Annotated in this window: 20 protein-coding genes; 13 read left to right on the top strand and 7 right to left on the bottom strand. The window is 64.6% G+C overall.

Features of this window, described 5'->3' with window-relative positions; translation table 11 throughout:
- Window positions 1–52 precede the first annotated feature (52 nt).
- Entirely contained in the window at window positions 53–1,465 is a 1,413-nt protein-coding gene (locus ACP26O_RS31435) for a PLP-dependent aminotransferase family protein (protein ID WP_175666388.1), read from the bottom strand.
- A gap of 413 nt (window positions 1,466–1,878) precedes the next feature.
- Between ACP26O_RS31435 and ACP26O_RS31430 the strand changes: the two genes are divergently transcribed.
- The 7 genes from ACP26O_RS31430 (at window position 1,879) to ACP26O_RS31400 (ending at window position 8,377) form a co-directional block, all read left to right on the top strand.
- Complete coding sequence (locus ACP26O_RS31430; protein WP_006755464.1) at window positions 1,879–2,358, top strand: MarR family winged helix-turn-helix transcriptional regulator; 480 nt, start codon at window positions 1,879–1,881, stop codon at window positions 2,356–2,358.
- Window positions 2,355–4,505: an FUSC family protein gene (locus tag ACP26O_RS31425; RefSeq protein ID WP_175666389.1), complete on the top strand. Its 2,151-nt coding sequence runs from the start codon at window positions 2,355–2,357 to the stop codon at window positions 4,503–4,505. Before ACP26O_RS31430 ends, ACP26O_RS31425 begins: the two co-directional genes overlap by 4 nt.
- 34 nt (window positions 4,506–4,539) lie before the next feature.
- Window positions 4,540–4,752: a DUF1656 domain-containing protein gene (locus ACP26O_RS31420; RefSeq protein ID WP_006755496.1), complete on the top strand. Its 213-nt coding sequence runs from the start codon at window positions 4,540–4,542 to the stop codon at window positions 4,750–4,752.
- Window positions 4,753–4,754: 2 nt separating this feature from the next.
- Entirely contained in the window at window positions 4,755–5,738 is a 984-nt protein-coding gene (locus tag ACP26O_RS31415) for an efflux RND transporter periplasmic adaptor subunit (RefSeq protein ID WP_175666390.1), read from the top strand.
- A complete protein-coding gene (locus ACP26O_RS31410) occupies window positions 5,735–7,234 on the top strand; it encodes an efflux transporter outer membrane subunit (protein WP_175666391.1) in 1,500 nt (499 codons plus the stop codon). Before ACP26O_RS31415 ends, ACP26O_RS31410 begins: the two co-directional genes overlap by 4 nt.
- Window positions 7,235–7,413: 179 nt before the next feature.
- Window positions 7,414–7,839, top strand: a complete 426-nt coding sequence (locus ACP26O_RS31405) for a TOBE domain-containing protein (RefSeq protein WP_175666392.1) — start codon at window positions 7,414–7,416, stop codon at window positions 7,837–7,839.
- Between the two features lie 172 nt (window positions 7,840–8,011).
- Window positions 8,012–8,377, top strand: coding sequence for a bleomycin resistance protein (locus tag ACP26O_RS31400; RefSeq protein ID WP_175666393.1), 366 nt, complete (start codon window positions 8,012–8,014; stop codon window positions 8,375–8,377).
- A gap of 108 nt (window positions 8,378–8,485) precedes the next feature.
- Here the strand turns inward: ACP26O_RS31400 and ACP26O_RS31395 are convergent, their stop codons facing one another.
- Window positions 8,486–9,547: a DMT family transporter gene (locus ACP26O_RS31395; protein WP_175666394.1), complete on the bottom strand. Its 1,062-nt coding sequence runs from the start codon at window positions 9,545–9,547 to the stop codon at window positions 8,486–8,488.
- Between the two features lie 686 nt (window positions 9,548–10,233).
- Window positions 10,234–11,028, bottom strand: a complete 795-nt coding sequence (locus ACP26O_RS31390; RefSeq protein ID WP_176308020.1) for a ProQ/FinO family protein — start codon at window positions 11,026–11,028, stop codon at window positions 10,234–10,236.
- 675 nt (window positions 11,029–11,703) lie between these two features.
- Here ACP26O_RS31390 and ACP26O_RS31385 point away from each other — a divergent pair.
- Entirely contained in the window at window positions 11,704–12,288 is a 585-nt protein-coding gene (locus ACP26O_RS31385; RefSeq protein WP_126224088.1) for a DUF2889 domain-containing protein, read from the top strand.
- A 177-nt stretch (window positions 12,289–12,465) separates the two neighbouring features.
- On the opposite strand, the gene ACP26O_RS31380 is transcribed toward ACP26O_RS31385, so the two are convergent.
- Both ACP26O_RS31380 and ACP26O_RS31375 read right to left on the bottom strand, forming a co-directional pair.
- The gene (locus ACP26O_RS31380) at window positions 12,466–12,957 is read right to left on the bottom strand and encodes a flavodoxin family protein (protein ID WP_011660890.1); all 492 of its coding nucleotides are present in this window, start codon (window positions 12,955–12,957) and stop codon (window positions 12,466–12,468) included.
- A 220-nt stretch (window positions 12,958–13,177) separates the two neighbouring features.
- The gene (locus ACP26O_RS31375; protein WP_105830274.1) at window positions 13,178–13,831 is read right to left on the bottom strand and encodes a TetR/AcrR family transcriptional regulator; all 654 of its coding nucleotides are present in this window, start codon (window positions 13,829–13,831) and stop codon (window positions 13,178–13,180) included.
- A gap of 83 nt (window positions 13,832–13,914) precedes the next feature.
- Here ACP26O_RS31375 and ACP26O_RS31370 point away from each other — a divergent pair, with 83 nt between their 5' ends.
- The 3 genes from ACP26O_RS31370 (at window position 13,915) to ACP26O_RS31360 (ending at window position 18,696) form a co-directional block, all read left to right on the top strand.
- Window positions 13,915–15,039, top strand: coding sequence for an MBL fold metallo-hydrolase (locus ACP26O_RS31370; RefSeq protein WP_175666395.1), 1,125 nt, complete (start codon window positions 13,915–13,917; stop codon window positions 15,037–15,039).
- Between the two features lie 1,937 nt (window positions 15,040–16,976).
- Window positions 16,977–17,672, top strand: coding sequence for a ParA family protein (locus tag ACP26O_RS31365; RefSeq protein ID WP_038455299.1), 696 nt, complete (start codon window positions 16,977–16,979; stop codon window positions 17,670–17,672).
- Window positions 17,665–18,696: a ParB/RepB/Spo0J family partition protein gene (locus ACP26O_RS31360; protein ID WP_105830277.1), complete on the top strand. Its 1,032-nt coding sequence runs from the start codon at window positions 17,665–17,667 to the stop codon at window positions 18,694–18,696. Before ACP26O_RS31365 ends, ACP26O_RS31360 begins: the two co-directional genes overlap by 8 nt.
- A 92-nt stretch (window positions 18,697–18,788) precedes the next feature.
- On the opposite strand, the gene ACP26O_RS31355 is transcribed toward ACP26O_RS31360, so the two are convergent.
- Window positions 18,789–20,105 carry a replication initiation protein gene (locus tag ACP26O_RS31355; RefSeq protein ID WP_175666396.1) on the bottom strand — a complete coding sequence of 439 codons (1,317 nt, stop codon included), beginning with the start codon at window positions 20,103–20,105 and terminating at the stop codon, window positions 18,789–18,791.
- 2,478 nt (window positions 20,106–22,583) lie between these two features.
- On the opposite strand from ACP26O_RS31355, the gene ACP26O_RS31350 reads away from it, so the two are divergent.
- Window positions 22,584–22,910, top strand: a complete 327-nt coding sequence (locus ACP26O_RS31350) for a hypothetical protein (protein ID WP_011660885.1) — start codon at window positions 22,584–22,586, stop codon at window positions 22,908–22,910.
- A 216-nt stretch (window positions 22,911–23,126) separates the two neighbouring features.
- Here the strand turns inward: ACP26O_RS31350 and gcvA are convergent, their stop codons facing one another.
- On the bottom strand, window positions 23,127–24,029 hold the full coding sequence (gene gcvA, locus ACP26O_RS31345; protein WP_011660884.1) for a transcriptional regulator GcvA: 903 nt from the start codon (window positions 24,027–24,029) through the stop codon (window positions 23,127–23,129).
- A 140-nt stretch (window positions 24,030–24,169) separates the two neighbouring features.
- On the opposite strand from gcvA, the gene ACP26O_RS31340 reads away from it, so the two are divergent.
- Window positions 24,170–25,459: an adenylosuccinate synthase gene (locus tag ACP26O_RS31340; protein WP_175666397.1), complete on the top strand. Its 1,290-nt coding sequence runs from the start codon at window positions 24,170–24,172 to the stop codon at window positions 25,457–25,459.
- The last annotated feature ends 179 nt before the right edge of the window (window positions 25,460–25,638 follow it).

Raw genomic sequence — 25,638 nt, 5'->3', positions numbered from 1 at the left:
CTTTCGAATGTCCTGGTACATTGTGCGTCGCTGGCACGACGCCTGCCGCGCTTCAGTGAAAATCGTGCACGTGCGGATACTGCTCGAACACGCCCGCGATGGTCTGGAGCGCGGCGTTGCATGCGGCATCCGTCGTCTCCGCGCCGATGCACACGCGCACCGCGTTCGGCCGCTCCGTGCCGCCGACGAGGAACGGATCGGGCGACGTCACCGCGATCTTGCGGGTGCGCAATTCGCGCACGAGCCGGTCGGCCTGCCAGTAATCGGGCACGCGCAGCCACGCTGACAATGCATTCGGATGCGCACCCAGCACATACGACCCAAGCGCGGCCTTCACCATCTCCTGACGCGCCGCGAGCCGCTGGCGCTGCAGTTCAACGAGCCTGCGCGCGGTGCCGTCGACGATCCAGCGTGTCGCGATCTCCGCGATCGGCGACGTCGCCATCCAGCTGCTCACGCGCAGCACGCTCTCGACGCGCAACGCGAGCCGCCGCGGCATCGCGAGATAACCGGTGCGCAGCCCGGTGAGCACGGATTTCGTCATGCTCGTGCAGTAGAAGCCGAGGTCCGGGATCAGGCTCGCGATCGGCGTCGCCGTCTTCGCGGGGAGCGGGCCGTACACGTCGTCCTCGATCACGTACACGCCGTAGCGCGACGCGATGCGCGCGATCGACTTGCGGCGCGAATCGGACATCATCGACACCGTCGGGTTATTGAGGGTCGGCGTGCAGACCAGCGCACTGATCCGCTCGCCGTCGCACATTTCCTCGAAATGTTCGGGACGGATCCCATGTTCGTCCATCTCGAGGCCTTTCAGCGTAAACCCGAGCACGTTCGCCGAGCCGATCACGCCGTGGTCGGTCAGGCTCTCGCACAGCACGGTGTCGCCCGGCCCGACGATCGACGCGAGCGCGAGAAAGATGCCGTGCGCCGCGCCGTTCGTGATCAGCAGCGATTCGGGATGGACCGGCAGGTTCAGCGACCCGAGCCACGCGGCGCCGGCCTCGCGATGCGCGTCGAGGCCCGCGATCGGCCGGAACGAGCGGATCCAAGGCTGGTCGTCGGTGTCGGCCATCGCCGCGCAGACGCCCCGCCACGCGGCATCGTGCTCCGGCGTATGCACGATGCGCGCGATCGAGAAGTCGACCAGCTCGCGCTCGGCCGTATCGAGGATGTAGTTCGACATCGATTCGGTCACGCGGGCGGCCACGAAGCTGCCGCGCCCGACTTCGCAGCGGATCAGGCCCTGCCTTTCGAGTTCCTTGTAGGCATTGGTGACGGTCTGCACGCTGACGCCGAGGCTCGACGCCACGTCGCGCTGCGGCGCGAGCCGCGCGCCTGGTGCGAGCGCGCCGCTTTCGATGTCGGTGGCGATCGCCTTCACGAGCCGCTTGTATTTCGACTCGATGCCGTGCACCGCGCCGATCGCGTCGTGCCAGCGCGCCGATACCTCGGTCCGTCCCATCTCGATGTCTCCGTCGTTGCTTTCGCATAGTCGCTCAGAAAGACACCCGAAAATTATTGTCCTAGTGCAATCGCGTGTGCAAGCAGGACGGTCAGGAACGCATGATGCGCTACATTCATTCGGCGGGACCGGTGTGGGGCTGTCCAGGGTGCGCGTCCGCGCGTCGTGCTTATAACGCGCCGACACGGCGCACGAATCGTGCGCCCCCCAGCGCGGCGATCTCGACCGCCGCAGTCCGCCCGGCATGGTCTGATTCGATCCACCGCGAATTCACAGGTTTACAGCGCGACCAGCCTCGGCTCCGCTGCCTAAATTACTCGCTGCGCGCTGGCGCCGCGCGCGTTCGGCAATGACACTCCGGTGACAAAACCGATAGTTTGCTATCGAATGTTTTTGCCTCTATCATCTCGCGCATGACCAATCTGCACGATCTTCGCCTCGCCGTCAGCAGCCTGCTGGTGCTCACCGCGCGCAAGTGGCGCCGCACGAGCGACGCCGTGCTGACCGCGTACAACGTGTCCGAAGCCTGCGCGACGCCGCTGCTGATCGCCGGCCGCCTCGGTGAAGGCGTACGCCAGGGCACGCTCGCCGAGCACGTCGGCATCGAGGGGCCGTCGCTCGTGCGCCTGCTCGACCAGCTGTGCGCGGCCGGCCTCGCACGCCGCGACGAGGATCCGCACGACCGCCGCGCGAAGACGATTTCGCTGACGGCCGCCGGCCGTGCGGTCACCGCGAAGATGGAAGAAGACCTTCGCGTGCTGCGCGCGCAGGTGCTCAAGGGCGTCACGCGCGCCGATCTCGAAGCGACGCTGCGCGTCCTCAACGCATTCGGCGCGGCCGATGCGCAGCACCCGGCGTCACGTCCGTCCCATCCCGCCGATTCCGCGTCATGACTTATCCGAGCCTTCGCGACTGGCTGTTCTCGGGCAAGACGTTCGCCGCGTCGATGCTGGCGCTGTATCTCGGCCTGTATTTCCAGTTGCCGCGTCCGTACTGGGCGATGGCGAGCGTCTACATCGTGTCGAACCCGTTCGTCGGCGCGACGCGCTCGAAGGCGCTGTATCGCGCGCTCGGCACCGCGCTCGGCGCGGCCGCCGCGATCCTGTTCGTGCCGCCGTTCGTCGAGACGCCGCTCCTGTTCAGCATCATCGTCGCGACGTGGTGCGGCACGCTGCTCTACCTCGCGATCTCCGACCGCACCGCGCGCAGCTACGTGTTCATGCTCGCCGGCTACACGATGCCGCTGGTCGCGCTGCCCACCGTGACCGATCCGTCGACGGTCTTCGACGTCGCGATCGCGCGCACCGAGGAAATCGTGCTCGGCATCGTATGCGCGAGCGTGGTCGGCAGCGCCGTGTTCCCGAACCGGCTCGCGCCGACGTTGATCGAGCGCACCGACGCGTGGTTCAAGGACGCCGCGTTCTACGGCCGCGAGACGCTGTCCGGGCACCTCGCCGGCAAGGCGCTGTCCGCGTGCCGCCAGCGCCTTGCCGCGACCATCACCGGCCTCGAATTCCTGCTGAGCCAGCTGAGCTACGACCACGCGCACCCGCACGTGCTCGCCCGCACGCAGGCGCTCGCGGGCCGGATGCAGCTGTTCCTGCCGCTGATGTCGTCGCTCGCCGATCCGCTGATCGCGCTGATGCGCGACCTGCATGTGCGCCCTCCCGCGCTCGACGCGCTGCTCGCCGACGCCGCGAAGTGGTTCGACGCGCCGCTGCCGGCCTTGAGGGACGGCACCGACGGCGCGATGGCCGACGACCCGGTCGCGGACGACCTGCGCGCGCGCGTCGCGGCGCTGCAGCCGCCCGACAGCGCGCTGACGAGCTGGGACGGCGCGCTGCTGTCGAACGCGCTGTGGCGGCTGCGCCAGGTCATCGACATCTGGCAGGACTGCCGCTCGCTGCGCGCGCTGATCGCGAACGAGTCGGGCGTCTGGCAGCCGCGTTACCGGCACTGGCGGCTCGGCGGCACCGAGCGCTTCTTCGATCGCGGGATGATGCTGTTCTCGACGCTGACAGTGGCTGGCGCGATCGTGTTCGCGTGCTGGCTGTGGATCCAGTCGGGCTGGCACGACGGCGCCGGCGCCGTCACGCTGGTCGCCGTCGCGTGCAGCTTCTTCGCGGCGCTCGACGAGCCCGCGCCGCTGGTGTTCAAGTTCTTCCTGGCCACCACCGCGAGCGTCGTGTTCGCGGGCCTGTACCTGTTCGCCGTGCTGCCGCACGTGCACGACTTCGCGATGCTCGTGCTGATGTTCGCCGGCCCCTTCATCCTGATCGGCACGCTGCTGCCGCGCCCGCAGTTCAACATGGTGACGATGCTCGTCGCGGTGAACACCGCGACCTTCATCAGCATCCAGAGCGCGTACGAGGCCGATTTCTTCGTGTTCCTGAACAGCAACCTCGCGGGCGTCGCCGGGCTGCTGTTCGCGTACGTATGGACGCGGGCGACGCGGCCGTTCGGCGCGGAACTCGCGGTGCGGCGACTGCTGCGCTCGGGCTGGGAGGACGTCGCGCGCTCCGCGTCGACGCAGCCGCTCGACGACCAGCGCAACCATGCGTCGCGCATGCTCGATCGCGTCACGCAACTGCTGCCGCGCCTCGGCGCGTCCGACGACCATCGCCATCCGTCGATCGAGAGCTTCCGCGACCTGCGCATCGCGCTGAACGCGCTCGACCTGCGCCGCTCGCGTCGCAAGCTGTCGGGCGACGTGCCGGACGCGATCGACCGCGTGCTGGCCGGCGTCACCGATCACTACACGCGCTGCGCGGCCGCGAACGCGCGCCAGCCGGCGCCACCGGCGCTGCTCGCGTCGATCGACGATGCGTTGCAGCGCGTGGCCGGTCGCAACCTGCCGGGCGCGGCGGCGGCCCCGGCGGACGACGGCACGACGCCCGCGGCGCCAGCGGCCCCCGCCACGCCCGCGACGCACCGCCGGCTGCGCGATACGCTGCATGCGCTCGTCGGCCTGCGGCTGTCGCTGTACCCGGCCGCGTCCGCTCAGCCGCCGCAATCGGCACCGGACGGAGCACGCGCATGATCCCGCTTTCCAACCTGTCTTTCCGACCGCGACCATGATCGGCGAAATCGACATCTTCGGCGTATTCGTGCCGGCTCCGCTCGTGCTGATGCTGATTGCCTATCTGATCAACATCGTCGTGCGCGCGCTGCTCGAGCGCGTCGGCTTTTACCGCCTCGTCTGGCACCGTTCGATCTTCGACCTCGGCATCTACGTGTTCGTGTTTGCCGCCGTCGTCATCGTGTCTCACCATCTCGTGGCTAGCTAACCGTGAAAAAAACCTGGCTCTCGGCAGGGCAGATCCTGCTCACCCTGATCGTCGTCGTCGTGGCCGGCCTCGTGCTGTGGCGGATCATCAACTACTACATGTTCTCGCCGTGGACACGCGACGGGCACGTGCGCGCCGACGTGATCCAGGTCGCGCCCGACGTGGCGGGGCTCATCACCGCCGTGCAGGTCGCCGACAACCAGGAGGTCAAGCGCGGCCAGGTGCTGTTCGTGATCGACCAGGCGCGCTACACGCTCGCGGAACGGCTCGCCGAAGCGACGCTCGCGCAGCGCCGTGCGACGCTCGCCCAGGCGAAGCGCGAATACGCGCGCAACCTGCAGCTCGGCAATCTGGTCGCCAGCGAACAGGTCGAGGAAAGCCGCACGCGCGTCGAGCAGGGCGAAGCCGCCGTCGCCGATGCGCAGGTGTCGCTCGATACCGCGAAGCTGAACCTGCAGCGCACGACGATCGTGAGCCCCGTCGACGGCTACCTGAACGACCGTGCGCCGCGCGTCGGCGAATACGTGCCGGCCGGCCGCGCGGTGCTGTCGGTCGTCGACCGCAATTCGTTCCGCGTCGACGGCTACTTCGAGGAAACCAAGCTGCGCGGCATCCACATCGGCCAGCCGGTCGACATCGTCGTGATGGGCGAGCCGCATCCGCTGCGCGGCCACGTGCAGAGCATCGTCGCCGCGATCGAGGATCGCGACCGCACGCAGGGCGCGAACCTGCTGCCGAACGTGAACCCGGCATTCAGCTGGGTGCGGCTCGCGCAGCGCGTGCCGGTGCGGGTCGTGCTCGACGAGGTGCCCGACGACTTCCGGATGATCGCCGGCCGCACCGCGACCGTCGCGGTGCGCACCGACACGCGCCGCGACGACAAGACGAAGCCGGCTGCCGGCGCTTCCACGGCAGCCGTGCCATCCGCTTCGGCGCCCGCGGCATCCGCGCTGGCGGCCGTCAGCGCGACGGGAGCATCGCAATGAAGCGGCACGACCTGCGCCTCGCGGCGGCACTCGCGCCGCTCGCGCTCGCACTCGGCGCGTGCAAGTCCGTCGGCCCCGATTACACGCTGCCGCAGCAGGCGTACGTGAATGCGCCGCTCGCGAACCATGCGCTCGACGACGCGAACGGCGCGCTCGTCTCGCGCGACGCCGTGCCCGGCAACTGGTGGCAGTTGTACGACGATCCCGTGCTCGACGCGCTCGTGCGTAGCGCGCTGAAATCGAACACCGACCTGCGCGTCGCCGCGGCCAACCTCGCGCGTTCGCGCGCAGCGCTGGAAGTCGCGCACGAACAGGGCGGCTTCTCCGGTAGCGCGGAAGCAGCCGTGCAGCGCGCGCAGGAATCGGCCGAGCAGTATCTGCTCGAGAACAAGCTGCCGGTCGTCAACGAAGGCACGGTCGGCATCAGCGTGTCGTATGAACTCGATCTGTTCGGCAAGTTGCGGCGCGGCGTCGAGGCCGCGCGCGCGGACAGCGAAGCCGTGCAGGCGGCCGCCGACCTCGCGCGCATCACGGTCGTCGCGGACGTCGTGCGTGCGTACGTCGAATCGTGCTCCGCCGGCGACGAGCTCGCGATCGCGAAGCAGTCGCTCGCGCTGCAGCAGCAGCGCGTGAAGCTGTCGCAGCGGCTGCGCGATGCGGGGCGCGGCAACCAGACCGATGTGACGCGCGGCGTCACGCAGGTGCGCACGCTGTCCGCTGACATCCCGCGTTTCGAAGGTCGCCGCAAGATCGCGCAATACCAGCTCGCCGCGCTGCTCGCGCGCTCGCCGGCCGACCTGCCGAAGGCGGTCGCCGAATGCGAGCGCCTGCCGAAGCTGCGCCAGCCGATTCCGATCGGCGACGGCGCCGCGCTGCTGCGCCGCCGCCCCGACGTTCGCGAAGCCGAGCGCCAGCTCGCCGCCGCAACCGCACGGATCGGCGTCGCGACCGCCGCGCTGTATCCGTCGATCAGCATCGGCGCGTCGGCCGGATCGGTCGGCGTCGCCGCCGACCTGTTCTCGTCCACCACGAATCGCTGGTCGTTCGGACCACTGATCAGCTGGTCGTTCCCGGTCAACGGCCAGCGCGCGCGCGTGCGCGAAGCCGAAGCCGCGACCGGCGGCGCACTCGCGCACTTCGACGGCGTCGTGCTGAACGCGCTGCGCGAAACGCAGTCGAGTCTCGCGACCTACGCGGCCGACGTGCAGCGCACCGATGCGTTGCGCACGGCCTACGAATCGGCGCGCAACTCCGCTGACGAAACGCACCGACTCTTCGTGGCCGGCCGCGAATCGTTCATCTCCGATCTCGATGCGACGCGCACGTTGACGAGCGTGCGCGCGCAGGTCGCCGCGGCCGAAGGGCAAGTCGCCGCCGACCAGGTGAAGCTGTTTCTCGCGCTCGGCGGCGGATGGGAAGGCGACGCGGTGCCCGCTGTGTCGCAGCAGACGTCGGCGGCCAGTGCGCCGGCTGCTGCGTCGGCCCCGGCCAGGTAATCGCGCACTGTGCGGGACGGCGTGCGTGACACGCGCCGTCGCGCATCACCCTGCGTGGTCTCGCATGTCCGGTATGTCGATGCCGACGGCGCGCGTCACCGGCATTGCCGGTAAACTCGTCCGCGGTTTCCATCATTCGCTCGCCGCCCGCCGCGCGGCCCATGTTCCGGAGAGTCATCATGCGAAGCAGTGCCCGTAATCAGTTCGCCGGCCAGATCAGCGCCGTCAAGCCCGGTGCCGTCAACGACGAAATCACGCTGCGTACCTCGGACGGCCTCGACATCGTCGCCGTGATCACGCACGGCAGCGTCGCGTCGCTCGGCCTCGCGGCCGGCACGAAAGCGTTCGCGCTCGTCAAGGCATCGTCGGTGATCGTGATGGTCGACGTCGACAGCAGCAAGGTGTCTGCCCGCAACTGCATCGCGGGCACCGTGTCGTCGATCGCGAAGGGTGCGGTCAATTCGGAAGTCGTGATCCGGGCCGCGGGTGGCGCGGAAATCGTCGCGATCGTCACCAACGACAGCGTCGATCGACTCGGCCTCGCGAGCGGCAAGCCTGCGTCGGCGATCTTCAAGGCGTCGAGCGTGATCGTCGGAGTCGAGTGATCGGCTGATCGTCTGACCGCTTGCGATGACGACCCGTCGTTCGCCGCACCTGCGTCACGATGGTGCCCTGCATGGGTTACCGATACGCAGCGCTTGACCAATCAAGCACGACAGCCATCCGCGCGCTGTACAGCGCGTTCGTTCGATCTCAACGCCCACCGGAGGAACAACCTTGACCGACTTGGCCACTCCCAATCTGCCGTCGCGCGATTTCGAAGCCACATCGCAGTTCTACGCGAAGCTCGGCTTCGTCGAAACCTGGCGCGACGACAGCTGGATGATCCTAAGGCGCGGCGACCTGCTGCTGGAATTCTTTCCGCATCCCGACCTCGATCCGGCCACCAGTTGGTTCAGCTGCTGTTTCCGGCTCGCCGACGTCGGCGCGTTCTTCGATGAGCTGCTCGCGGCCGGCATTCCGGAGCAGACGACCGGCTGGCCGCGTGCGCATCGGCCGAAACGCGAGCCATGGGGCGGTACCCGCGGCGCGCTGATCGACCTGGACGGTTCATTGATTCGGCTGATTCAGACGGACGACTGAATCGTCGGGTGTCGAAGGGGCGCGGCAGGCAAGAAACGACGCCCCATAAACGGTTACCTTGCGAAACACGTTGCGCGCGTCGCGTGTCTTTGTCCGTGGGCCGCACGGTCAGTGTCGATGGCGATGGTGAATGTCCGGGAAATGCGCGTGACTGTGCGTGATCGGCAGATGCACGTGCGGATGCGTGTGCGGTTCTTCGCCCTCGTACGGAAAGTCGTGCGTGTGCTGATGATGTTCGTCATGCCGATGCCGGTGCGTATGCGCGAGCCGCTCGTGCGCATGTTCGTGTTCGTGCCGTTCGCGCACATGCAGCCAGATGCCGAGCGCCATCAACGCGGCCGCGATCCAGAACGTGACGGACGGCAGTGCCGGCCAGATCAGCAGCGACAGCACGACGCCGAACAGCGGCGCCACGGAAAAATACGCGCCCGTGCGTGCACTGCCGAGATGACGCAGCGCGACGACGAACAACACGAGACTGATCCCGTAGCCGCCGAGGCCCGTCAGCATCGCGGCGGCCGTGGCCGGAATGGTGGGCAGCGCCGCGCCGGCCGCGAGCGCGATGCCTATATTCACGGGCCCGGCGACCAGGCCTTTCACGCATGCGATGACCATTGCATCGTTCGCGGCGACCTTGCGGGTCAGGTTGTTGTCGATTGCCCAGCACAGGCAGGCGGCGGCGATCAGCAGCGCACCGACCGGCACGCCCGCGCGCCCCGGCACCCACGACAGCAGCGTGCCGCCGGCGACGATTGCGACCATGCCGAGAAACACCTGGAGATCCACGTTCTCGCGAAACACGACCCAGGCGATGACGGCCGTCAGCACGCCTTCGAGATTGAGCAACAGCGCACTCGTCGCGGCCGGCGTACTCGATAGCCCGAGCATCAGCAGCGACGGGCCCGCGACGCCGCCGGCCGCGATCGCGCCGGCAAGCCACGGCAGGTCCGCGCGTTGCAGCGGCGCGGCATTCCCGGCCGGCGCGCCGCGGCTGCGCAATCCGCGAAGCAGGATCCCGATGGCGAGACCGATCCCGCTACCGAGATAGAACAGGCCCGCGACCATGAACGGCGACATCGCGCCGAGTAGTGCCTTCGCGAGCGGCGTCGCGGCGCCGAACAGCGCTGCGGCGGTGAGCGCGACGAGAATCGCGGAATGTCTCGGGTTCATGAGGCGGTCTTTGCGTGAGGCGTTGGGCGCAAGGTGTTGGGCGTTGGCAGGCTTCATGTGATGCCGCAGCGCGGACGGTTTGCCGGTACCGTTCAATTTCGGGGATTGCGGGGCGGTTGCGTGAGCTTTTCAGGCACTTGTGCGTCATGTGTGGTCGGCAATGTGTATCGGCCCTGCGTTCCCGGTTGCTGAGATTATCGGCGTTTGTGTCGCGGGGCGCCAACGGATGGGCTGGCGGCCGCTTCAGTGGTCGCGCGTCCGGACATCGCGCGTCGGTCACGCGACTACGATTGCATTTCGCGCCGGGTAATTGCTGACGCGAGACATACGGGCGTGAGTGCGAATCGGGCACTTCATCTGCGCTGCCGTTACTTTAGGAAAACGAACTATTTCGGCACGACGTAAGCGGATTCGCGATGCACATCGTCCTTGTTTCGATATCCGGTCGCCATGCTCGTTCAACACGAGTGATGCATTGCGCAAGCTGCGTTCGCCGACGCGCTTTCATCGCGGGTTCGATTGGCTATTCGATGCTGATGGGTTGGAGGCTAGCTGACTGGCGGTGTCGCCAGCGGAGGCAGTCCCGACCTGCCCCGAGCAGGGACAGGCCGGTCTGTCAGGTGACACGCTGCACGCGCGGTGCAGGCGGGCCGTCACCGCGCGATAGCGCGGCGACGCATGGCGCGTTACTCGCTCGCGGCCGTTTGCTGCTCGGCCTGCGGTGCTGCGTTTGCCGGTGCTGCATTTGCCGGTGCTGCATTTGCCGGTGCTGCATTTGCCGGTGCTGCGTTTGCCGGTGCTGCGTTTGCCGGTGCTGCGTTTGCCGGTGCTGCGTTTGCCGGTGCTGCGTTTGCCGGTGCTGCGTTTGCCGGTGCTTCGCCTGTCGCCGGCTGCGGCGCGGCGGCGTCGGCCTGCGCTTCCGCCTTCGGCTGCTGCGGTGCGCCCTTTGCCGCTTGCGCGCCGCCCTTGTTGCCCGGACGACGCGACTTCAGCCGGCGCGCACGCGCCGCGTCGTCGTGCGTCACGCGCCCGGCTTCGTTACCTTGCAGATCGACCCGCACCGCGTCTTCGACGAGGCACGACCAGTAACGATTGCCGCGGCACCAGGTGGACATCGCCTCGCGCAGTTCGGCTTCAGTCAGGCCGACGGCCTGCGCCTCGCGGGCGAGATCGTCCCAGATGCCGACCTTCAGCGGCACTTTCGGTGCCGGATTCTTCGGGAACGCGCGCGGGAAGCGGCGCTGCAGTTTGCCGATCGCGACAATGACCGGATCGACCGGGGTCGACGGCTTCGCCGAAGCGGGCTTGGCACCGGACGGCGCTTTGGCCGCGGCACCCGATTTGGCCCCACGAGCAGGCCGGTCGCCGGACTTCGGCTTCGCGCCGGCATCCGGTTGCGCAGCCGGTCGCTTCGCATTGCGCTCCTGCTTGGCCTTGGCTGCGAGCTGCGCCCGCAATTCGGCAAGTTGTTCAAAACCCATAAATTCAATCCACCAGGAATATAAGGTGTGGTTCGTGCTGCCATTCCGCACATCGGCGTTTTGCCGCATTGCGTGCGGCTTGTCTGCCACCGATGCGGAACATTGCGGGGCCGCATCGCCCCAACCACTGTTTTCAGGCACCCGGCCACGATGCCGGACAAAAGGCAGGAGTGGAAGTATACCGGTACGCGCGGCTGTCGGCTGACTCACCGGTTCGCATTTGACGGATCCGAAGGGTGCGGAATGCGTCCCCGTGGCTACGTTGCGCATTATCGCGGCGTTTTCGACCGGTAGCGAGACACGCGTTACGTAGTGCCGTTTTCGGTACTTTCGGTTTTAGTTCGCGGCTCACGCATCGCGTCGACCATTCCACACTACGGAATGCCGAAAGATGGCACGGACGTCCAAATAACGCCGTCGCCAGCGGATTCACGCGGTTCGAAGACCCGGCTTTCGCGTACGACCCGCGCGGCGTGACGGCGTTCGCATCGCTCGCTGCGGATATTCAATTAGTTGCGTACGCATCGATCGTCGCTCGTACGGCGGCACCGGAAAATGCGTAGTATGACCGGATCGACATCATCTGCGGCCTGTGGTGGTTTCGCTACGCACCGATCGGCCAACGACATCGTTGTCGAATGCAAAGAGACCGGTTGTACGAAACGGAGCGGTTACATGAATCCCCGACACGACCTCCCGCACGACGGCATTACGCGCGAAGAGATTCACCATAGGCAGATCGACATGCGCGGCTATCGCCGCAGCGACGGCCTGTTCGAAGTCACGGCCTGTCTCGCGGACCGCAAGCCGCGCGATTTCACCCCGCCCGGCGGCACGCGCACGGTCGCGGCGCTGACCCCGATTCACGACCTCGGCGTGACGCTGGTCTTCGACGTCGACATGATCGTGCGCGCGGTATCCACGTTCATCCGATCGCATCCTTATGCGCAGTGTCCGGGCGGCGGCGATACGTTGCAGGCGCTCGTCGGATTGCGCATCGGCGCGGGCTGGAACAGCGAGGTCCGCAAACGCCTGCCGTCATGCGACACGTGCACGCATCTGAAGGAAATTCTCGGACCGGTTGCGACTGCGGCCTATCAGACGATGGTCGGCGTGCGGCCGTCGTCGCTGAATTACCGGGACGACAACGGAAAGCCGCTCAAGATCGACAGCTGCTATGCGTATGGCGCTTCGCGCGATCTCGTGAAGCGCCTGTGGCCCGAATACCATCAGCCGACCGTGTCGCCCCAGGGTGACTAGGGCATCGATACTCGACAGGGCCGCTGCGGCGAACGGCGATGCGAGTCGCAGCCGCCACGTCGCGCGAACAGTGCACTTCGCTTGAACTCGATGCGATTGGAGATATAACGGCAGGCGTCGCGCCGCGGTCCTTACGTGCAGCTGCGGCACCGCTTCGACCCGGTTGATCGCCGATGATCAGAACACGCCGAGCGCGAGCCCCGCAGCAAGACCCGCGCCGATCTCCGCGCAGCGCGCGAGATCCTCGGCGCCGATCGTCTTCGGCGCGAGGATCCGCTCCGGCGTCTGCGCATGGGTGCAAACGATCAGGCCCGGCGCGACATTCCTGAGCCGCCACCCGGTCGCGATCCGGTCGATCTGGCGCAGCGCGTTCTGGCCGTCGCTGCCCGCGCAGATCATCGCCGCATACGGGCGGCCGTTCACGCGATCGAGCGCCGCGTAGTAGCAGCGATCGAAGAAATCCTTCATCAGCCCGGACATCGCGGCGAGATTTTCCGGCGTCGCGAACAGATAGGCGTCGGCGGCGAGCACGTCGTCCGCGCTCGTCGCATCCGCACGCTGCAACCTCACGTCGACACCGGGCTGCTCGCGCGCTGCACCCGCGGCCGCTTCGGCCATCTGCTGCGTGCCGCCGGTCATCGTGTGATAGACGATCAACAGCGTCTTCATCGGTGTTCGCTCGGGTTGGGGTTCATATGCGTCGGCCATACGCGTCGGTGCGGCTCATACGGCGCAAAAGGCTTAATCGGCTCAAGCGGGCAATCTCCACGGGTATGCCCGATCCTGCACTCGCCCGTCGTTGCGTGGCGATTTCTTCCAGGCGGCGGATGGACCGCGCATCGAGTAAAACGACGCGCCCGGTGCGCTTCGCGCGTCGCATGGTGCACCCTCAGCCCTGCCCTGCACCTAACTCACCGCCGTGATCCGGACGCGCGTAGTACGCAAGAAACATGTCGGCGGCCGTTTCCGCGACCTTCTGCTGTTCCTGCGCGCCCAGCGGCGGCTGGCCCATCGTCACCTGCGGCCAGAATGCGAACGCTTTCACGATCCCGTGCAGCTGATGTGCGGCGAATACGGGATCGGTCGCCGCCAGCCGGCCAGCCGCCGCGGCCGCACGAATCCATACCGTCACGTCCTCTTCGCGCTCGCCCATGCGTTCGACCATGTCGCGCGCGCGTTCCGGCGAATGGATGGCCGCGCCGATCGCGACGCGAGCGAGCGCGAGAAACGCTTCGTCGTTCAATAACCGCAATTTGCGCTCCAGCAGTGCGAGCAATTGATCACGCAGCGGCACGTCGGCGCAATAGGCCGGCGCGCCGGCAGTCAGCGTCGCGTCCCACAGCTGGTGCAGGATCGCTGCGAACAATGCTTCCTTGCCGGGGAAGTGGTTGTAGACGGTGCGCTTCGACACGTCCGCGCGCGCGGCGATGCGATCCATACTGGTCGCGTCGTAGCCCGCCGCGCGAAATTCCTCGATCGCCGCCGCGAGAATCGCCGCGCGCTTTCGGTCGGTCATGCGCTGGGGGGAAGTGCTCGTATCCATGCAAAAATTTTACACCGCTGAGTTTACTTTTCCCAGGGATAAACTACACTGCTCAGTGTACTTTTATTTCCGGACGGATCGACATGGCTTCGCCCCTCGTTTTTCTTCATCGCGTACTGGGTTTCGCCGCCGCCAGGCGTGGTCGCACGCTGTCCGGCGAGTCGCCGCAGCACAATGGCGAACGCTTCAGCAACGTCGCGCCGCGACCGGTCGAAGGCTTCGGCAAAACGCTCGGCATTGCATGGAACATGCTGGTCAACAAGCCACGCAACACGGTTCCGACCGGTGCCCTGCCGATCGATTCGCTGACTCGCGAGCAACTCGACGCGGCCCCTGACCGCAGCCTGTATCGGCTCGGGCATTCGACGCTGCTGTTGAAGCTGCGCGGTGAGTTCTGGCTGACCGATCCGGTATTTGCCGAACGTGCATCGCCGTTTCGGCGCGTCGGCCCCAAGCGCTTCCATGCGCCGCCGATTGCGCTCGAGGATCTCCCGCCGTTGCGCGGCGTGATCCTGTCGCACGATCACTACGATCACCTCGACCGTGACACGGTGCTCGCGCTTGCGGCCACGACTGGCGTGTTCGTCACGACGCTGGGTGTCGGCGACCGCCTGATCGAGTGGGGTATCGACGCGAAGAAGGTGCGCCAGCTCGATTGGTGGCAAAGCATCGACATCGACGGCGTGACGCTGACCGCAACACCGGCGCAGCACTTTTCCGGGCGCAGCCTGTTTGACGGCAACAGCACGCTGTGGGCGTCCTGGGTCATCGTCGCCGACGATCTGCGCGTGTTCTTCAGCGGCGACACCGGCTACTTCGACGGTTTCCGGACAATCGGCGAACGTCTTGGGCCCTTTGATGTGACGCTGATCGAGACCGGAGCATACGACCCGCAATGGCCCTATGTGCACATGCAGCCGGAAGAAACCGTGCAGGCGCACATCGACCTGCGCGGACGCACGCTGATACCGATTCACAACGGCACGTTCGATCTGGCGATGCATCGTTGGCAGGAGCCGTTCGAGCGCGTCACGGCGTTGGCAATGGTGCGTGGCGTCGAACTGTCGACGCCCAGGATGGGCGAGCGGCTCGATCTGAACGAGCCGCATCGCGGTGAACGGTGGTGGCGAACCGTCGATGACGCAGAAAAGGCGCAAGCAGCCAAGCCGCGCCGGTGGCAGCTGTGCGCATCGGAGACGACGAAGTAGGTTTGATGGCCGGGGCGCTTCTCGCTAGGAGTGTTGCGCTGCGTTGGGGTTTTTTGTTACGGCGTGAGCCGTGGCGGCGGACTCTTCAATTGCGTGTCGGTGACGATGGTCGGCCGGAAAAGCAGACGTTCGGCGTCGGCCGAGAGCTATTCGGTCGGCCGACGATGCCGACGCGCTTCGCCTCCCTGATGCAGACTCTCTAGATTCCGGATTCGCCCACCGCGCCACGATAGACACGCCGATCATCTCAGGTTGTCTACAGAATCACATATCGCTCGACCCTCCTTGGGGCGCACTGTAGAGTCAACATAGCCAGCCCCGAGCTTCGGCTTCTCCCGACATCCCGTCAGTTCGCGATCCTGCACCCTCGTTGTCACGTGACAACTGGCGATCGATAGGAAACTACATCGACTGAATTCTTCCCGGACTGTTCGGCGCGCTGCATCGGGTCGCCGGTATGTCGATCGGCTTGCATTTGTCCGCGATGCGTGTTTTTCACTACGAAACACGTATCGTACGATACGATTTCGCACCGACGATCCTTGCTCGCAGCCAATCTCTCGTGCGGAATTCATGCGCCCCCATTTTGCCGGCAGATGATGCGCATTTTGCGTGAAACAACATGAAGAAAGTGGCGCAACCCATTGCCAGACAAGGGTTTACGAAGACACCCTGTTTTTCAGAAATGTTTCACGACCCTGCGGATCCACGTCGCCTCGTGTCACCGGACATATGAATTTACCTTCAAAAGAGGAATCGTCACGCGAGGCTACGTGACAGGATGCCGATGTCGGGCCTCCATCAGATCACTCGCTGATACAACAAGCTCGGGAATATCTGCCCCTCCCCTGCCCCGGGGTTGTTTGCTTCGTGGACGCTGAACTGGCGAATTTATTGGGGCCATATCAACACTAGAATCTAGGCCGGCATGCACTCGCAAGAGCCCACGCCGGTGAAGGATGCCACCAGAAGGCGCCAGCCACCCGGCTAGTGGAACAAATACGACGTGTACGCTCCGGCTCACATAGTGCGCTTCCTCCAAGACCGCATGCGCGCCACACCGCTATCACGCCGGTCATTCCCGGATCGAACCGCACCGGTTGTCACGTGACAACTGCTCGCCTACATCGAACGCCGACCCGCGACTGGGCACAACTGGCCAACATCGCTTCGTGTCTCTCCCAGATCCCTTCACGGTAGCGATCTCTACCGTGGGCGCGCTCGGGCAGAAGACGTCCGTCCTCAATCGTCAGGGCGAGGTTGTCACGTAACAACCCACCCGTCGTCGCGGTCGCGGTCGCGGTCGCGGTCGCGGTCGCGGTCGCGGTCGCGGTCGCGGTCGCGGTCGCACGAGCACGAGCACGAGCACGAGCACGAGCACGAGCACGAGCACGAGCACGAGCACGAGCACGAGCACCAGCACCAGCACCAGCACCAGCACCAGCACCAACAGCCACGTGCGAGCAGAGATAGCATCAATGAGAAAAGTGGATTTCCCGGAATCATTCCGGCACGTCGAATCCGCATGCCGCCCGGTGGTCCATATTTGAATACCCGGTCCGCTGAATCGACTTGTCACGTGACAACTGCGGATTCCAGCGCAGTTTAGGCTCGCAAGTCGTTAGCAAAACAGCATCAGCACTTGCCGCACAAGAATGAAACCGGGCGCCTACGAGCCATTCCGATTTCTCGCCCCTCGACGCTGAAGCCCAAGTATTTTCGTTAGCGCCTCTTAGTGCTGTCCCATCTCGAACGAAATTTTTCATCAGTTTTTATTTTTGATTCGTCCGCAACTCCTCGAAGAATTTCCTAGCCACTTGGCCGGCTTGTCACGTAACAACCACATCACTCCGCAAAACCCATCTTTTTATCTACCACTTTTCTGGACTTTTCCTCAATAACTGCATATATTACGCAAAACTCCTTGGAGGAATTTAATGGCTTTCAAGATCGCCGTGAGCAATCAGAAAGGTGGCACTGGAAAGACGACCATCTCCGTCAATATCGCGGCAGCCTTCGAGGCCGGCGGCAACAAAGTCGCCTTGATAGATGCCGACCCTCAAGGCACATCGGTCAGATGGGTGACGAGCGGTGAAAATACGCTCCCGATGACGGTGCTGTCGCTCGCCCCCGCCGGGCGCGGCATCGGCGGCGAGATCAAGAAGCAGGATGCGAATTTCGATGTAATCGTCGTCGATTGCCCGGGCAACCTCGAAGATCCGCGCATCGCATCCGTGCTCGAAGTGGCGGATTTCTGCCTCGTGCCGCTGTCGCCGTCGCCAGCCGACCTGTACAGCACTGTCGCGATGATTCGCATGATCGAGTCGATGCGTGCGGTTCGGAACCCAAATTTGTCTTCCGCGCTGATGCTGAATAGCGTCAATGGAAAAACTAAAATGCGTGAAGAAATTTTAAAAATTCTAAGGGCAGAAGAAATAGGGGAGCATCTGTTGGACAGCCAGATCGCGCAGCGCGAGGTTTACCGTCAGACGTTCGCCCTCGGCACCACGATCCATCATCACAACCGATACCTGAAGGGGCTGAAGGAAGCCCGCGCGGAAATCGAGAGACTGGTCACCGAAATGGCCCAATACATCGCGTCGACGCGCGCTACGGGAACCGCACATGGCTAAGGAAACATCGAAAGACAAGAAGCCGACCGGCAACCTGCATCTCGCTGCCGGCCTGCTGCGCGGGCTCGCGCAGGAAAACGCGGCGCTGGAAACGCGCCTGCCCGAGCCGCCGCCGGCATCCAATCCCGCCGCGGAAGCCGCAACTCCCGCGGCCCCGACTGCGGCCACGCCCGCCGACGCGCACGATCTCGGCGCGCCGCAGAGAGTCGCGGTCAAGGACTGCATCCCGAACCCGTTTAACCCGCGTGTGTTCTATTCGGAGTCGAGCCTGCACGAGCTCGCGCTGACGCTGAAGCGGGAAGGGCAGATCGAGCCGATCAAGGTCACGCGGCTCCCGGAATTTCCCGGCAAGCTCGTCGTGATCGACGGGCAACGCCGTTTGCGTGCGACGAGCATCAACGGCGACGAGACGATCAACGCGACGTTCCGTACGGACCATACGCCCGAGCAGCTCTATACGATCGCGTATCGCGCCAACCACGACCACGAACGCCAGACGATCTTCGACGACGCGGTCGCGTGGAAGCGGCTTCTCGACGAAAAGGTCTTCCCCGACCAGAACACGCTCGCGGAGAAGATCGGCAAGGACAAGGCATCGATCAGCAAGACGCTGTCGCTGAACGCGCTACCGAACACGCTGCTCGAACGGATGGCCAGCGCGAACGACGTGGTCGGCCTGCAGGCGGCGTACTTCCTCAAGCTGATCTTCGAGCGCCTGGGCGAACCGGCTGCCGACCGTCTGCTCACGGCGGTGATCGACCGGAAAAAGTCGGTACGCGACCTCGAGAATTTCCTGCGCGCGCAGAGCGACGGCAACAAGAAGACGGGGCGCACGCGCTACAGCGTTCGCCACGATTTCGCGCTCGAATCGCGCGCGATCGGTCAACTGAAGACTTATCCGGACGGACGCCTGGATCTGCAACTGAAGGGCGTCGATGCGTCCCACCAGGAATCGCTCGCCGACCGGCTCAAGACCGTGATCGACGCATATGTCGCCGAACTGGCGGTAGCGGCGCAAAAGTAAGCGCCGCAGGCAAGGGCCTCGCACCTGCACGGCTCCGCGTAGCCGGACGCAGTCCGGCGCGCGATGCATGCCAGGCGCGAGGCGTCGAACGATCAGTTGGTCGCGAGGCTGCTTTTCAGCAGGAATTCCAGCAAGTCGTCCGAGGTCGGTTCGCCCCAGGTATCGAGCGCCAGCCACCGGAAGAAACTGGTTTGCGCGAGCTTGCTCGCCTTCTTCTTCGGCGATAGCGTGAGATCCTTCGAACCGGCCACCGTCTCGTTGTAGCGCTCTATCAGCTTGGTCTGGTCGTCGATCTCCAGCTCGCGGAAATACGCACCGGCTTCGTCGACCTTCGCGGCCAGGTATTTGTCGCGAATCTGTTCCTGCTTGCTCTGCGCGGATTCCTTCGCCGGCGCGGCCGTTTCGGTCCCCTGCCCGTCAGCCAGCGTATAGCCGTGCGTCAGCGCCTTGCGGAAATACGCGGCCACGTTGTCGATGGGCGCCGCGTTCTTCTTCGTAGTCCGATTGAGCGTATAGGCGATTGCCGCCTTGATGCGCTGCACGCCGTACTGCGTGACCAACCGGCGCGCTTCCGAACGCGGGATGCCGAACTTGGCGACCTCGTCGACGAGCGCCTCGTTCTTGACATCGCCTTCCTCGACCGTATCCGCGCTCTGCTTGCGCGTCACCTTGAACTGCACGGCCTCCACGCTGCGACCTGACTTGTGTTCGATCAGCTCGAGCGTATGGTCGGAAACTTCGTTCACCTCCTGAATGCACGGCACCAGGACCTTGCTCTTGAAGAGCTTGTACTCCTTGTAGGACTGCGATGCCTTGTCCTGACCGAGAATGAGATCGCGGAATTTCGGCAGCGGAATCTTCGCCGTGATGCCGATCCCTTCGTAGCGCACCGTGTTCTCCCACAGCGCGAGCGAGTGCGAGCGCCGAAACTCGCGCGCGATCCGCATATCGATGAGCGCGTAGATCTCCGGATTGAGCAACTCGCTGCGAATCTGGTCGGAGAAGCTGTACTTCAGCACCGATTGCTCGAGCTCGGCGCCGGCGAGCAGGCCCGACGCCTTCCACACCGTCGAGCGGTCCGCGGCAAGGTAGTCCCAGTTGACGACGGTACTGATCAGCGAGTTGACCGTGTCCTTCACGTACTTCGTGTTGTTGCTGTTCAACCCGCTCTCGTGCGAGAGCGCAGCGATCGAGATCGAGAAGCTCGTCCGGCCGGGCTCGAACGCTTCCTGACGAAGGGCGTTCTTGATCAGCGAGCTGAACATCTTGCGCTGCTGGAGACCAATCTTTCCGGACTTCGGAGCGATATGAATGGCCTGGACCGCCTTGCGCAGCAGATCGGGAGGCTCGGGCGTCTGAAATAGCGAAACCTGCTTGTCGGAGCCTTTGATTGCGGGCTTACGCGGCATCGTGATGTCCGGAGAAGGTGACCGTGTTGATGGCGGACTTTATACCTTTTCCAGCCGGCGAGCAACGTCTCTTTCTCCAGTATCACTTTCAATACCCTTCCTAACTTATTGTCATTAAAGGGAAATTTGCCGTTTTTAGATCTGCGCGAAGCCCCATATCCATATACCTTTCCGCCAAAAATAGCTCCCAAATCCTGCTACCTGTGCAGTTCGCCATCAGGACCCGGCACGAGACTTGCCCAATGGAAGGTACCCATTCATGGGAAACAATTCACCGGAACGGGATTTGCAAACCGGATTCGTGGTGCCCTGCAACACGCTCCGCGCGCTCCCATAACAGACTACCTTTAATGCTTCCCATGAATGGGTACCTGACGAGAACCACCGGTTGGCCGTTTTGCCTTCAATCGTGTCCAGCGGACGAAAATAACTCCCATGGATGACTACCTTTCGAATTCCCCATAGAAGGTAACCTTTCCGTTTCCCTGATCCTGTCTATGGGACTCTACATCCCGAGGGCCGAGCAAAACGAGATCACTCGGTCCGTGCAGGCGCCCATAACCGGCTACCTAAAGTCCATCCCATAACCGGCAACCTCACATAAAATGCTGTGCCGCAGGCCGCCGACGGATCGGGAAAAAGGCACCATAAATGGCTACCAACGGATTCCCCCATAGAGGGCTACCTGAAGCATTTCCGGGCCGAAATCCCATAACAGGCTACGCTTACCCCATATCCACAACCCCCATTTCCCACAACTCGGTACCCCATTCCCCAAATCCACAGACCTGAAGCCCCATACTCTTCCGCCTGTGCCCCCATAAATGGGTACCGAACACCTGTCAAACCCTTGCCAGACAAGGCTCTGAGCCGCCTAAAAGTAGTTAAAGAAGTAAACGTTGTTTACAAAAGATGTAAACACACGTGTACCTCTGCAGAAACACAACCCCCATAAACCGCTACCAAAGCCAGTCTGCAGCGCTCCGCACGCACAGGAAACCGGCTCTTCGGCCTGTGCAACCCTCGATATCTGGCCTCACTCTGCAAGGCTCCCAGGCCCAACAAGGCTTTCCAAGGAGGTGAGTACCCACTCACAAGCACTCAAACGTAGAAACTTATGGGAGGAAATCGCCGTTTGCGGGACATAGGTACCCGCGTATGGGACCCAAGAATGGCCGTCCCGCTCTATCTCGCATCCGGGATTACCCGCAGTAACTGAAGCCTGCGCTCCACAGGGGAGCGCCCTCGGTTTCTCTCCCGGCAGTGAGAAATCGCCGAAATCGACGCGCAAGTGAATTTTTTGTCGTCTGGGCTGGGGCTTCCGTGGATAAGTCTTCGGCTATCGCCAGCCTGGCCAATCGGCACTTTTCCAATCGCTGGCCTGTGTACTGACGAAATGGGTCGGCGTCTCCGCGGGCACCCGGCCTCATAGTTTTCTACCTTTGGACGGAACCGGAACCGGTACGGCTTCGTGATCGGGGAGACAGCAACCGCAGGCAGCTGGATGTCCGAACGTGAGGCGGCCGGCATCAACCAAGTTCACCTCCATCGGATCCGCGCTCGAATCCCGAATATCCTCACCGTCGGAAAATGCCACGTCCTGTAAAAGCTCACCGACAAGGTGTTCCTCGGATGGGCAAATCGGGTGCGCGACGCCACCGCGCCAGATGCGCCCGCCCAATGGAAACGCTGTGACGCAGACGCGCAGCGCAGCACGTGCCGGCATCCTCGTCCCACAGACTCCAGACTCGTTGCGACGCCGGGCCGTGACGAAGCCTTCGCATTCGCACATGCAAACGCACGATGCAAGCTCTTCGCGCAACCGTGAACGAAGGTCAATCCAAGCATTCACCCTATGCGGCGACGACGTCTCTAGTTCGCCAACGTCACTCCCACAACTGGTAACGAAACGCCCCGAACAGGTAGCCATGCATGCAACAGGCGGTTACCCGATCGCTCGCTTGGCATCGTGTGGACATGCCGGGGATCACATCGAACTCAGCACCGAACGAAGCGTGCCCGTTTATGGGATGAACCGCCGTTCGCGCGCCCGCGAATCACAGCCACACACAGACTTGCAAGTCGATAGGTGATCCCGTTCATGAAGCGACGCTCACGTTGCGCGATCGGCAAATTCCGCAGGTGAAACAGTCAGCCTCATACGAGTGCACGACATGCGGAAACGGATCCCGTCCGCATCGGCTACCTGCATCGTATCGACGGAATAATCCGGTTCGTCACATGGTTGCCGCGGTCATGGTCGTCGCGTGATCCTCGCGCCCGATGCAGCGCTGCGGTCCCAGCGACACAATCTCTCCCATACGTGTATCCCCAACATTGTGCACACGATGGCGCCACATTTTTTGCAACGCGGTTATGATGCAAAGGCCCTGGTCGCAGCATGAAAACCGACCGGGGGCAGGGGCGGTATCTCGATGCATTTTCACTCCGTGATCAATCAGAATAGAGAGCTCAGCGATGCGAATCCAGATCAGAAAATTCACGCTGGCTGCTACGGCAGCAGCCTTCCTCTTCGGCTCCGCCGCTCCGGTGTTCGCGCAGACCGACGCCAGCAGCGCACCGGCCGCCTCGGCCTCGGATGCGAAGGCCGCGAAGCGTGAGGCGCGCAAGGCAGCACGGGCACAACGCAAAGCCGAACACAAGGCTGCGCGCGCGAAGAACACCGCAGAACTGAAGAAACTCGAAGACGCCGGTTACAAGCCGGCGGCCAACGATCCGAACTATCCGCAGAACCTGCAGAAGGCCGAGAAGAAGGCAGGCGAAGCCGCTGCCGCCAGCCAATAAGCGCGCTTCGCGGAAAAGACCCCGGCTCGAGCCGGGGTTTCTTGTTTGTGCCGCGCAAATACGCGGCGCGTCGTGGCTACCAAGCGGGTAGCATATCCGTATCAATTGATTCGGTATCCTCTGCATCTTGGTTGAGCGAGTCGATATCCGAGCGCGACTTCCAGCATGTTCATATCCGGGCCGCCGCAGCGGCTTGACCACCCGCAGCCGGCATAGTCAGTGCCGCGCGTTCGCCGCCGCGTTCCCCGTCGTTTTCAGCCAGTCCTTGAATGCCCGCACCGCTTCGTCATCCGCGCGCGCAGCCGCCACGTAGGTGAAATAACGCCACGGCGGCAGTGCCGGTTCGCTAAACGGTTGCACCAGCCGTCCTTCGGCAATGTCGTCCGCGACGAGCGCGATCGGCCCCATCGCGACGCCGAGGCCGTCGAGCGCACCTTGCAGCGTCAGGTAGAAATGCTCGAGCGTGAGCGAGTGCCGCGGCACCAGATTCGCGTGCCCGGCCGCCGCGAGCCATTCAGGCCACATGCCGGGATAGGTCGCCGCATGCAGCAGCGTGAAGCCGGCGAGATCGGCCGGTGTACGCAACGGCCGGCCCTCGAGCAGCTTCGGCGCGCAGACGGGCAACCGCACTTCCGACAGGAATTCCTCGGCGACGTATCCGTCGATCGCCTGCGGGCCACCGCGGACGATCAGGTCGACCTTGTCGCGCAACTTCTCGATCGGCTCGTTCGACGTCGACAGCCGCACCTCGATGGCCGGATGAGCAACCTGGAACGACGACAGCTTCGGCACGAGCCAGCGCAGCGAAAACGTCGCGGGCGCGCTGACGCGCAGCACGCGTTGCTGCCCCTGGCCGAAATGCTGGGCGGTCGCGAGCGCGATCCGGTCGAACGATGCGCCGACCTCGGCGAGGTACGCGCGACCGGCATCGGTCAGCTCGACCCGCCGGTTGTGCCGTTCGAACAGCGGCCGGCCGAGCCATGCCTCCAGTTGCTGGACATGCCGGCTGATCGCGCCATGCGTGACGCACAGCTCATCGGCGGCAAGCGTGAAACTGCCGAGCCGGGCCGCGGCTTCGAACGCGCGCAGCGAATTCAACGGAGGGAGTCGTCGGGCCATTCATCGTTTCGCGTGAGTTTTACTCACGCGGGTGCTCAGATTTAATCGTTTGATCGGGCGATCCCGGTCCGCCAATATGGCACACAAACGGCCGATGTGGCCGCAGTACGTGTCTGGATTTCTCACATGGAGTATGGAGCATGCCGAACGTGGTGGTGGTGGGCGCCCAATGGGGTGACGAAGGCAAGGGGCGCGTCGTGGACTGGCTGGCGGCGCAGGCCGATCTCGTCGCCCGCTACAACGGCGGCCACAACGCGGGCCATACGCTGGTGGTCGGCGACAAGACGTACAAGCTCGCGCTGCTGCCGAGCGGCATCGTGCGCGGCAAGCGCGGCGTGATCGGCAACGGCGTGGCGCTCGATCCCGAGGCGCTGCTGGCCGAGATCGGGCGGATAGCCGAACTAGGGCTGTCGGTGACGCCCGACAATCTGTCGATCGCGGAAAACGCGACGCTGGTCCTGCCGATTCACCGCGCGATCGACGAGGCGCAGGAGCGTCTGCGTCGCGAGCCGATCGGCACCACGCTGCGCGGGATCGGGCCGGCCTATGAGGACAAGGTCGGGCGCCGCGGGTTGCGGGTTGCCGATCTGGCGGAACCGGGCCGGCTCGCCGACAAGCTCGACGTGCTGGTCGATTACCACAATGCGTGGTTTCGCGGCCTGGGGCTCGAGCCGTGCTCGCGCGACGCGATGCTGGCAACGCTGGTCGACATCGCGCCGAAGATCCTGCCGTTCGTGCGTCCCGTGTGGGCCGACCTCAACGACGCGAACGACCGCGGCGAGCGCATCCTGTTCGAAGGCTCGCAGGCCGTGATGCTCGACATCGACTGGGGCACGTATCCGTTCGTGACGTCGTCGGGCACCCTTGCATCGGCCGCGGCGGCCGGCACGGGGCTCGGCGCGTCGAAACTCGGCCACGTGCTGGGCGTGACCAAGGCGTACGCGACGCGCGTCGGCGGCGGCCCGTTCCTCACCGAACTGACTGACGCCACCGGCGAAACGCTGCGCGCGCGCGGGCAGGAATTCGGCGTCAACACGGGCCGGCCGCGCCGCTGCGGATGGCTCGATGCCGCGCAGTTGCGGCAGGCCGTTCGGATCTCGGGAATCGATTCGCTTGCGCTCACCAAGCTCGACGTGCTCGACGGCTTCGCGTCGATCGAGCTGTGCGTCGGCTACGAGCTCGATGGCGCACGCGTCGACCATCTGCCCGCGAGTCTCGACGCGCAGGCGCGTGCGATGCCCATCTACGAAACGTTCGCCGGGTGGGACGGCACCGTGAAGGGCGTGCGCGAGCGTGCGGCGTTGCCGCGTGCCGCGCAGGATTTCATCGCGCGCGTCGAGGCGGTCGCGGGCGCGCCCGTGTCGATGATCACGACCGGCGCCGAGCGCGACGACACGATCGTACTGAGCAACCCCTTCGAGCAGGCCTGAGCGCGACGCGCACGTGCAAAGCGTGCGCGGCAGGCTGCCACCGTGCGGCCTGCATCGATCCGATGCCGGTCGTCCTTCGACAGCGGTTGTCGCGTGAGCGAGGGCCCCTAGCAGCGGTGCACGGCAAACTGGACACGCCTGCACCGCTGCGGTACTGTTCCGCACAATTCGCGCCAGAC

Origin of the sequence: Burkholderia sp. R-40 (genome assembly GCF_049942845.1) — a bacterium.
GTDB classification, from domain to species: domain Bacteria; phylum Pseudomonadota; class Gammaproteobacteria; order Burkholderiales; family Burkholderiaceae; genus Burkholderia; species Burkholderia ambifaria.
Note: the sequence above shows the minus strand (reverse complement) of the source record. Positions and strands in the feature narration are given on the sequence as shown.

Bases quoted from the DNA above. Each gene is read 5' to 3' on its own strand.
- ACP26O_RS31435 (WP_175666388.1), bottom strand. From the start codon at position 1,465: ATGGGACGGACCGAGGTATCGGCGCGCTGGCACGACGCGATCGGCGCG.
- ACP26O_RS31430 (WP_006755464.1), top strand. From the start codon at position 1,879: ATGACCAATCTGCACGATCTTCGCCTCGCCGTCAGCAGCCTGCTGGTG.
- ACP26O_RS31425 (WP_175666389.1), top strand. From the start codon at position 2,355: ATGACTTATCCGAGCCTTCGCGACTGGCTGTTCTCGGGCAAGACGTTC.
- ACP26O_RS31420 (WP_006755496.1), top strand. From the start codon at position 4,540: ATGATCGGCGAAATCGACATCTTCGGCGTATTCGTGCCGGCTCCGCTC.
- ACP26O_RS31410 (WP_175666391.1), top strand. From the start codon at position 5,735: ATGAAGCGGCACGACCTGCGCCTCGCGGCGGCACTCGCGCCGCTCGCG.
- ACP26O_RS31405 (WP_175666392.1), top strand. From the start codon at position 7,414: ATGCGAAGCAGTGCCCGTAATCAGTTCGCCGGCCAGATCAGCGCCGTC.
- ACP26O_RS31395 (WP_175666394.1), bottom strand. From the start codon at position 9,547: ATGAACCCGAGACATTCCGCGATTCTCGTCGCGCTCACCGCCGCAGCG.
- ACP26O_RS31390 (WP_176308020.1), bottom strand. From the start codon at position 11,028: ATGGGTTTTGAACAACTTGCCGAATTGCGGGCGCAGCTCGCAGCCAAG.
- ACP26O_RS31385 (WP_126224088.1), top strand. From the start codon at position 11,704: ATGAATCCCCGACACGACCTCCCGCACGACGGCATTACGCGCGAAGAG.
- ACP26O_RS31380 (WP_011660890.1), bottom strand. From the start codon at position 12,957: ATGAAGACGCTGTTGATCGTCTATCACACGATGACCGGCGGCACGCAG.
- ACP26O_RS31375 (WP_105830274.1), bottom strand. From the start codon at position 13,831: ATGGATACGAGCACTTCCCCCCAGCGCATGACCGACCGAAAGCGCGCG.
- ACP26O_RS31370 (WP_175666395.1), top strand. From the start codon at position 13,915: ATGGCTTCGCCCCTCGTTTTTCTTCATCGCGTACTGGGTTTCGCCGCC.
- ACP26O_RS31365 (WP_038455299.1), top strand. From the start codon at position 16,977: ATGGCTTTCAAGATCGCCGTGAGCAATCAGAAAGGTGGCACTGGAAAG.
- ACP26O_RS31360 (WP_105830277.1), top strand. From the start codon at position 17,665: ATGGCTAAGGAAACATCGAAAGACAAGAAGCCGACCGGCAACCTGCAT.
- ACP26O_RS31355 (WP_175666396.1), bottom strand. From the start codon at position 20,105: ATGCCGCGTAAGCCCGCAATCAAAGGCTCCGACAAGCAGGTTTCGCTA.
- ACP26O_RS31350 (WP_011660885.1), top strand. From the start codon at position 22,584: ATGCGAATCCAGATCAGAAAATTCACGCTGGCTGCTACGGCAGCAGCC.
- gcvA (WP_011660884.1), bottom strand. From the start codon at position 24,029: ATGGCCCGACGACTCCCTCCGTTGAATTCGCTGCGCGCGTTCGAAGCC.
- ACP26O_RS31340 (WP_175666397.1), top strand. From the start codon at position 24,170: ATGCCGAACGTGGTGGTGGTGGGCGCCCAATGGGGTGACGAAGGCAAG.